The sequence below is a fragment of the Mycobacterium sp. TH-M25 genome (assembly GCF_057473665.1).
In genome coordinates this window covers 1-7225 of sequence record NZ_JBYCLA010000439.1, presented here as the reverse complement: position 1 = coordinate 7225, position 7225 = coordinate 1, and the positions used below count along the sequence as shown (strand labels likewise).

The 7225-nt window shown below is 65.3% G+C and carries 8 protein-coding genes; all 8 read right to left on the bottom strand.

Going from position 1 to position 7225, the window contains the following annotated elements; genetic code table 11:
* Positions 1-1047, bottom strand: a 1047-nt coding sequence (locus tag AC2VOU_RS14925; RefSeq protein ID WP_486958080.1) for a CoA transferase, incomplete at its 3' end; no start/stop codon positions are given.
* Between the two features lie 5 nt (positions 1048-1052).
* A complete protein-coding gene (locus tag AC2VOU_RS14920) occupies positions 1053-2183 on the bottom strand; it encodes a M24 family metallopeptidase (protein ID WP_486958079.1) in 1131 nt (376 codons plus the stop codon).
* A complete protein-coding gene (locus AC2VOU_RS14915) occupies positions 2183-3421 on the bottom strand; it encodes a M24 family metallopeptidase (protein ID WP_486958078.1) in 1239 nt (412 codons plus the stop codon). The genes AC2VOU_RS14920 and AC2VOU_RS14915 overlap by 1 nt, the downstream gene beginning before the upstream one ends.
* Complete coding sequence (locus tag AC2VOU_RS14910) at positions 3418-4491, bottom strand: amidohydrolase family protein (RefSeq protein WP_486958081.1); 1074 nt, start codon at positions 4489-4491, stop codon at positions 3418-3420. Before AC2VOU_RS14910 ends, AC2VOU_RS14915 begins: the two co-directional genes overlap by 4 nt.
* 175 nt (positions 4492-4666) lie before the next feature.
* Positions 4667-5905: a cytochrome P450 gene (locus tag AC2VOU_RS14905; protein ID WP_486958077.1), complete on the bottom strand. Its 1239-nt coding sequence runs from the start codon at positions 5903-5905 to the stop codon at positions 4667-4669.
* A gap of 3 nt (positions 5906-5908) precedes the next feature.
* Positions 5909-6103 (bottom strand): ferredoxin, encoded by a 195-nt coding sequence (locus tag AC2VOU_RS14900; RefSeq protein WP_486958076.1) that lies wholly within the window; start codon positions 6101-6103, stop codon positions 5909-5911.
* Between the two features lie 2 nt (positions 6104-6105).
* A complete protein-coding gene (locus AC2VOU_RS14895; protein ID WP_486958075.1) occupies positions 6106-6882 on the bottom strand; it encodes a TetR/AcrR family transcriptional regulator in 777 nt (258 codons plus the stop codon).
* 32 nt (positions 6883-6914) lie between these two features.
* Positions 6915-7225, bottom strand: a 311-nt coding sequence (locus AC2VOU_RS14890; RefSeq protein WP_486958074.1) for an SDR family oxidoreductase, incomplete at its 5' end; no start/stop codon positions are given.

Below are 7225 nucleotides of genomic sequence, written 5' to 3'. Positions count from 1 at the left end.
CATCCGGTACGGCGGACCGGGCTGGCTGAACCCGTCGCGCGGGTTGGGGACGAACGAGCCCCGGTGCCGAAAATGCTCGAGCTCAGTGATGTTGGCGCCGTTGGCCACTGGTGCGTTGGGGATCCGAAAGGCGGTGGCGAGTTCGCGGATGTCGTCGGCCTTCTCGTTCTCGAACCAGGCGTAAATCTCGGCCGACTTTTGATTGGCCATCTCGGTGATCGACAGCGGCGAGTCCTCGTCGATCCAGTCCTGCTGGCCGATCATCGCACACAGGTCGAACCACTGCTGAGCGGTCCCGCATCCGACATCCACCAAACCATCTTTGGCACGGGCGATTCCGGGGATAGTGAGTTTCCTGGCGTCCCGCCAAGGCCTTCCGAGCATCTGGAAGAACGTGACCGGGTAGTACGTGAGACCGAGGATCTGCGTTTCGAGCATCGACAGGTCCAATAACTCACCAGTGCCCGTCTCCAACTGCCGCATCCGTGACGCCATCGTCGCAGCGCTGGCGTACGCGCCGGCGACATAGTCACCGACCCGGCCGCCCACGAATACCGGAGCGCGATCAGCGGATCCGCGGCCGAGGCCGACGATGCCACCCGACCACGCCTGCAGGGTGAACTCGGTCGCCGGGTGATCGCGCCACGGGCCGTCCAGCCCGAACGGGGTGATCGACGTGACGACGAGGTGTGGATGCGACTCGCGCAGTGCGGCCGGTCTGAAGGCGTCGGCCACCGTGGAACCCCGTGACCACACCACCGCGTCCGCGGCGGCCAGCAGGTCGTCGACCAGTGCGGCGTCGACTTCTGGGTCCGCGACCACACTGTGCTTCGATCCGGCCAGAAAACCGAACAGGGCTCCGTCGTTGCCATTTTCGATGTCGGCTCCCGACGCTGACCATCGGCGTAAGGGATCACCCCGCGGCGACTCGACCTTGATCACCTGGGCCCCGCCGTCGGACAGCAACTTGGTGCAGTAGGCGCCGGCAACTCCGGTGGAGAGTTCGACGACGGTGTAGCCGTTCAGCGGGGCCGTGTCACCGAGCATCGTGGTCAGGCACCGACCGCGACGTTCGAAAAGGGACTCGACGTGAGTACCTCGGGGCCGTCGGGAGTGATCAACACCGCCTCTCGCCCGAACACCGCGCCAACTCCCGACTCCCAGACGTAACCGGTGACCGCGAGCACCATGCCCGGCTCCAGTTGCTCTTCGGCGGCGGTTGCCGGCAGGTGCTGCGAGACCACAGGCGGATCGAATCCCAGGCCCAGGCCTCGCGCGATCGGCATCGGTGGCAGTTCTTCGCCGGCGGCTTGGTAGGCGGCCAGCAGGTCGAGCGCGGGCGCTCCCGGTCTGCAGGCTTCATACAGTCTGTCCCACAGCGGATCCCAGCGTCGGTACAAATCGTCGGAACCGGCCACGTCGCCGACCGGCCAGGTGCGGCCGACCTCGCCGGTGTAACCGCCGTCGAGCACTCCGGACGAAAAGGCGACGAGGTCACCCTCGTGCACCAAGCCGTCTGGGTTGGCCCGACGCCACGGGTGGTCGCACGCGGTCACCCAGGCGGCGTCCTGGGTGGACGGGGTGCTGACCCCGCCGGCTGCCATCGCCTCCAACAGCGCTCCGGCCAAAGCCTTTTCGCTGATACCAGGCCTCAATTCAGCCACCGCCGCGGCCAGACCGAGTTCGGCGACCCGGATGGCCTCCCGCAGCGCGACGACTTCTTCGGGCGTCTTGATCCGCCGGGCCGCACGCATCGCCAGCTCGCCGTCGACCAGCTCCGCATTCGGGAACGCCATCGGCAGCAGCTGCGCGAAACTCGGCGAAAGGGCGTCGGTACCAACCCGTTTCGCGGTCGCCGCACCGTCGATGCGCTGCAGGTTCGCGATGGTGTTCATCGGGTTCCAGGCGATACCGTACAAGTTCTCGTGCGGGATGTCGTCCGGCACGCCTTCGTCCCACGTGCTGAGCAGGTGAATCGCCCGGGTCTCACGCACCACTACACAGGTCGGGCCGAACGGCCTGGTTCCCGCCACCCACAGCTGCGGTGCGCCGGACACGTAGCGGACATTCGCCTGCCGCCCGAGCACCAGCACGTCGAGGTTGCGCTTTTCCATCTGCGCCAGCGCGCGCTCCCGGCGGCCGGTGCGCAGCGCCCGTCCATCGGCCAGAACCTCGGTGGACATCAGTATTCTCCGTACGGCGCGTAGGGGTAGTCGGTCAACCGGATGTGCCCGTCCTCGGTGATGACGACGACCTCTTCACTGCGATAACCGCCGGTGCCCTCTTCCCACACCACCGGTTCCAGTACCATCACCATGCCCGACTCGAGGATAAACTTCTCATCGAACTCGTCACCGAGATCGGTTCCGATCATTGGTGTTTCGGCGGCATTGACACCGATGCTGTGCCCCAGGTAGAAGTGCGGCAGCCACGGCCGGGTGCCGCCGTTGGCTGCCGTCGCCGTCCTGCCCAGATCTGCGACGGTCGCACCGGCGCGCACCACGCCCATTACGGCGTCCATGATCTCTTGCCACTGGTAGTACTGAGCGTGCTGGCGAGGCGTCGGCTCGTCACCGACCAGCCAGGTGCGGCCGAAGTCGGAGCAGTAACCCTGGTAGGTGATGCTGACGTCGGTCCACAACACGTCGCCGGCAGTCAATTCCCGCTCAGTTGTCAGCAGCGGCAACGCCAGATCGCCGTGTGTGGTCCATACCCCGTCGGCTTTGAACTTGGGCATCACCTGCCAGATCGGCTCGAGCATGCTGGCCATCGCGCCGAGTTCGAACGTTCGGCGGGTGAACTCCGCGGACAGGTCGATCTGCCGGATGCCCGGCGCGAGCGCGGCCTGCACATCGGCCATGGCCGCGTCAGTGATCTTCACTGCGGTTCGGATGCAAGCGATTTCATCCGGGGTTTTGATGAGCTTGGCGGCGCCGACAACCTGGGCGGCATCGGCCGGCGGGCCGGACCGGAACAGCTGCGACTGGGCTCGACGCATGGCCCCGGTGAGTTCGTCAACCGCAATGACAGCCGCGGCCGGGACGAGTTCGTGAATCGCCCGCACGAATTTCTCCACGCCCTCGTCGAATTCGAGATACACCGGTCCGTGCAGGTGGTCGGTAGGCAGACCGGATTCCGACGATGCACCCTCGCGGAACGGCAGGCACAGGTGCGGGTGCGGGTCGTCAGCGAGTACCACCGCGACGGGTCGCTCGACGTAGGACAGTCCGGCGTCGCTCAGTGGCCAACTGACCCCGGTGGCGTACACAACGCTGTTGTTGCCCAACAGGATCAAGGCGTCTACGCCACGGTCGGCCATCGCCGAGCGCAACCGCGCGCCGGTCTCACGGCGCATCCGCTCGATGTCCGGCGTGTCCGGAATGTCCAGCGCCGACTTCAGTGTCGGTGACAGAGTCGTCATGTGGGAGCCTGCAACCCCAAGAACCTGGTGATGTTGTCGCTGACGATCTTGACGGCGTTCTCCGGTCCGACCGCGTCGACCACCGAAGCCAGCGATTTCTCCGAATAGCCGAAAGTGCTTTCGTTGTGTGGATAATCGCTGGACCACATCACCTTGTCGACACCGATTTGGTCGATCAACCGCAGCCCGAGCGGATCGACCATGAACGATGCACTCATGTGATTGTCCCAGTAGTAGCGCGGGTCATGCCGCAACGGCCGGTTGAACATGTGCTGATACGACGCCACCAAGTGCTCGGCGTCCTGTAAAGCCCAAGGCACCCAAGCGATTCCGCCTTCGAACCAGCCGATCCGCAGACTTGGGTGGTCGTCGAGGATTCCGGTGAACAGATACTTGGCGAACTGCTCGCGGAACCCGTCGATGTTGATCATCATGCCGACGACGACGCTGTTGAACTGGCAGGGCGTCTTGGGCGGCGTCTCGCCGATGTGGTGGCTCACCGGAAGCCCGGCGGCTTCGATCTCGTCCCATACCGGCTTGATGGCGTCGCTGCCGTAATCGATGACGTTGCCGTCGTCGTCCTTGCCGGGGTTCAGCGGTAGCAGGAACGTCCTGAGGCCAAGCGACTTCAGTTCGGCCAGGGTCCTTTTGGCGCCGGCCGGATCCCACCAGTTGATCAGACCCGCGCCGTAGAAGTGTCCTCCGGACTTCTCCTGCAACTCGGCGATGTACTCGTTGTAGATGCGAAAAGCCAGCTCCCGCAGCTTCTTGTCCGGGTAGTGGAAGAGCGCGAGAATCGCGTTGGGGAAGGCGATTTCCTTCTCGACGCCGTCTTCATGCAGCTCCTGGATGCGGGCCTCGATGTTGGTGCTCGCGGCGCCGGGCAGGTCGTCGTATTGCATCAGCACCGCGCTGAAGTCCCCGGGCAGGAACGACTGTCCCTTGCGGCCGACCTGATAAGCGCCATCCTCGTACCAGATCCGCGGCGCCTTCTCCTTGAGCTCGTCCGGGAATCGGTTGTAGAAGATGTCGTCGGCGATCGAGATGTGATTGTCCGCCGAGAACACCACGGTTCCGTCGGGCAGCCCGGTGGTGCTGCCGTCGGCCTGGCCGTGCCGATCCTTGGGCGCGCCAAGTCCGCCCGGTGGGTACAGCGACAGTGTGCTTGGTTGAGGCGACATCAGTGGCCCTTCGTTCGGATGGTGTAGTCGAGACTTGTGAGCCCGGGTCGCCCGGCGAAGGTACTCACCATCTCACCGGTAGTTCGTAGACGCCGTAGGCGAGCCGGTCATGTTTGAGCGGGACATCCTCGATCGGCACGGCAAGTTCCAGCGTCGGCACACGATGAATCAGTGTGTGGAAGACGATCTGCAGCTCGGCGCGGGCAAGCTGCTGGCCGACGCATTGGTGGCGGCCGTAGCCGAATGCGACGTGCTGACCGGCACCGGAGCGATGCAGGTAGAGCCGGTCGGGCTCGCTGAACTCCGATGCGTCCCAGTTTGCCGGGGCGTTGTCGATGATGATGCCCTCGCCGCCGCGGATGACGACGCCCGCGATGTCGATGTCCTCGGCGGCGACTCGGCGCTGGCCGTTTTGGATGATCGAGAGGTAGCGCAGCAGTTCCTCGACCGCATTGGCGATGACGTTGGGGTCATCGGTGTCGCGGAAAACCGCTGCCTGGTCTGGGTTTTCGAGCAGGGCGAGGACCCCGAGACCGATCATGTTGGCGGTGGTCTCGTGTCCGGCGATGAGCAACCCGGTGCCCAGTTGCGCGGCCTCCTTCACGCTCAGCTCGCCGGCCTTGACCCGCTCGGCGAGGTCTGACACCGCGTCTTCGCCCGGAGACTCCATCTTCGATTCGACTAGCTGCGCAAGATACTTGTGCAGGCTCATCGCGCCCTTCATGGTGTCCTCGGCGGCGGCGTACCGCGCGAGACCGACATTGGCGTGATGCTGGAACATCTCGGCGTCTTCGTACGGCACCCCCAGCAGCTGGCTGATCACCAGCGAGGGCACCGGCAGCGCCAGCGCGCTGACGATGTCACCGGGCTTCGGTCCGGCCAGCATCGTATCGATCGCGTCGTCGGTGATCTGCTGGATGGCTGGCCGCAGGCCCTCGACTCGCTTGAACGTGAACGGCTTTGACAGCATTCGGCGAAACCGGGTGTGCTCCTCGGCATCGGAGGTGAAGACCGACCGGGGCCGCTTGTGCACCGTGGACAGCATGCCCTCGTTCCAGTGCGGGAAACCGGGCCGACGATCGTCGACGCTGACCCGGGAGTCGGCAAACAGCGTGCGCGCTTCTTCATAACCGGTGACGAGCCACGGCGTGCTGCCATCCCAGATCCTGACCCGGGACAGCGGGTGTGCCGCGGCCAGCTTCATCACTTCCGGCGGCGGGGCGAACGGGCAGCCTGCGGCGCGTTCCATCGGATACTCGGGGGCGATCGCGTCAGCCGTGGCGCCGGTGAGCGTGTCGGACACTTCTCACTCCTCGATGTGAATGGCCTGGGCCGGGCAACGTGCTTCGGCCCTGCGGGCGTTGCCGGCTTGAGCGGCGGGCGGGTGCTCATCGAGCACGATGACGACGCCGTCGTCGTCGCGTTGGTCAAAGATTTCCGGCGCATGCATCACGCAATTGCCCGAAGAGGCGCATTTATCCTGTTCCACAGACACTTTCATCATCAACTCTTGACGTCGGTGACGGGCGCCAGCCACAGCCCGACCACCGCGTCGATGAGGCGCGTCCCGGCCGCCTCCCAGGATGTCCACCGCGCGACCGCGCCGGGGTCCAATGGCGGCGACCCGCTGCGCTCGGCTGCGCCGAGTTTGCGATCGCCGGGGTCCAATGGCGGCGACCCGCTGCGCTCGGCTGCGCCGAGTTTGCGATCGCCGCGGGCCAAAGCCCGTTCACGATCGGCGCAGGTGTGCACCAGTAGATTGCGGGCCATCAGATTGCGTTCCACCCGAACGTCGATCGGAAGTTCGGGCAGACAGCGGTTGATCCCGTCGATGACTTGGACCAGGGACTGCGACGAAAGCGCGTCTTTGACCATGACGTTGTAGTACGCGGGATCGGTCATCACCTGTGCGGCGAACCGGGCATACCAGCTGGGGTTGCCCAACGCCGCCAGGTGATCGGTCAGCGGGCGTACCAGGCAGGCGACCCAACTGCGGATGTCGTCGGACTCACACGTCTGCGCGACCATGTCTTCCCGCAAGCGCTCGATAGGCTCCCGGTGCCGCCGCTCGATGGCCCGTACCAGGTCGGTCTTGGTACCGAAGTGGTAGCCGACCGCGGCATTGTTGCCCTGCCCGGCGGCCTCGCTGACCTGCCGATTGGAGATGGCAAAAACGCCGTGCTCGGCGAACAACCGCTCGGCGGCGGTCAGGATCGCCTCTTGCGTGGTGCTGGCCCGTTCGCTACGCACGGTCCTCGCAGTGGTCACCCGATCAGTCAACGCTCAGGCGCCCACTAAGTCAAGCGACTGATTTAACTATTTTCCTCGCTACGTCGGCGAAGGACTTTTCCGGCCACCGTCCCGCCGTCGACCGGCAGGACCGTTCCGGTCACGTACCGGGACCGGTCGCCGGCCAGGTAGAGCGCCGCCTCGGCGATGTCGTCGGTTGTGCCTTCGCGCTTGAGCGGCCGATCGGCCCGCATCTGCGCCCGGATGGCGTGCTCGAAACGCGCCAGCTCCTCGGGCGACTTGCCCGACGCCGTCGTCTTCAACAGCGGTGTCGGAATGTTGCCCGGAGCGATGGCATTGACGCGAACTTCATAGTGGGCCAACTCGATTGCGG

Coding starts and splice junctions, on each gene's coding strand:
- AC2VOU_RS14920 (WP_486958079.1), bottom strand. CDS start 2,183: ATGTCCACCGAGGTTCTGGCCGATGGACGGGCGCTGCGCACCGGCCGC.
- AC2VOU_RS14915 (WP_486958078.1), bottom strand. CDS start 3,421: ATGACGACTCTGTCACCGACACTGAAGTCGGCGCTGGACATTCCGGAC.
- AC2VOU_RS14900 (WP_486958076.1), bottom strand. CDS start 6,103: ATGAAAGTGTCTGTGGAACAGGATAAATGCGCCTCTTCGGGCAATTGC.